1 protein-coding gene is annotated in these 1,353 nt (G+C 54.2%); it reads right to left on the bottom strand.

Annotation, left to right across the window (positions count from 1 at the left end; genetic code table 11):
• Positions 1–189 precede the first annotated feature (189 nt).
• Positions 190–1,353, bottom strand: a 1,164-nt coding sequence (locus BLT16_RS20455; protein ID WP_089660780.1) for a transposase, incomplete at its 5' end; no start/stop codon positions are given.

Raw genomic sequence — 1,353 nt, 5'->3', positions numbered from 1 at the left:
TAACGAGGCTGTAGAAAAACTCGATTCTGAGTCCTCCCCACCGCCTGTTTTCTGATTTTGTGTACCGCCCACCAAATAGACAAATTTTTTGGGTCAAGGGGCCTAGCTGACCATCTCGGTACCTGGATGATGTCAAAGTCACTCATCACAAGCATTTGGCGGCCACATTTAGGCCTTGTAGCCCCTTTATCACGTGCCTAACCGACCATAATTGGCGAGCTTCTCAATGTTGTGTATTAAGCAGTATAACTGCCACTGACCCTGTACCTTCTTCTTGCCACGAAGCCCGAATCGGTTCAAACGTTTCGTGGTGCCGATGTTGCCGAATACCGGCTCCACCACTGACATTCGATGGCTATATATCTCCTTACCTTGCTGGCTATCCACTCGGTGCTTCATCCAGTCAGTGTAGCTCGGTTGTCCGTCGCGCTTTATCGTAAAGGAGACTTGTCGGCCAGCGCCGTTGCGGTGATCCGCCGAGGCGGGATTCTGCATGCACCGGTGCTTCTTGGGGCAGTGCCGGCATTGCAGCAGTCGACCTTCAAAGTGCGCCCGAACCTTACCATTCTCGGCTTCCCGCTGTCCCCGATAGGTCAGGGATTCCCCATTGGGGCAGATACAGCTAAGGGTGACCGGGTCGTACTGGAATTCGCTGGCTGGAAAGGTGGCCTTCCATCCCTTGTCTGGCAGGTTCTGGTGCCGCTTTCCGTACTTGTCTTTCTGTTCGGCAAACCTCGGGTCTCGGCTACGGAACTGATTATCTGGCACATAGCCATTGATCTGTCGTTCGTGCAGGTACTTCATATTGGCTTCATTGGCGAAGCCCGTATCAGCAGTGACGATGGTGCCTTGTTGGTAGATGTTGTCAGCAATCCCCAACTTCTTGAAGCGGGCCTTCACCCTCTCAAGTACCGGTTGCAGCGTGTGGTGTTCCTGTCCCTCTCCAAACGCCTGGGCATCAATGATGACCTGGTGCTTCTTGTCCACCGTGGCCACGCCGTTATAGCCCTGTATCGTGCCCTTGCTGGTGGTCATCTTGGCACTTTCATTATCGGTGACGTTGCTCTTCACTTCCTTGCTCCGCTTCCCCTGGCCCATCCTTGGGCTGTGCGTCTTTAGGAAGCGGTCCACTTTGTTCATCGCAGCATCTAGCGACAGAATCGTCTTGGCTTGGCGGATATCTCGATCCAAGTCGGCTTCCGTCTCGGCTTCGTCCCGTGCGTAATGCTCGAGCAGGTGATGGCGAACCAACCGCCGTAGTTTCTCCCGCTTCTCAGCCAGCTCTTTGAAGGTGCCAGACCACTCCTTTGAGGCATCCGAGGGCATCTTGCAACCGTCAATGGCAAAGAGTTC

This window comes from Franzmannia pantelleriensis, assembly GCF_900102875.1.
In the GTDB taxonomy this organism is placed as follows: Bacteria; Pseudomonadota; Gammaproteobacteria; order Pseudomonadales; family Halomonadaceae; genus Franzmannia; species Franzmannia pantelleriensis.
This window is presented reverse-complemented; position numbering and strand designations above follow the sequence as displayed.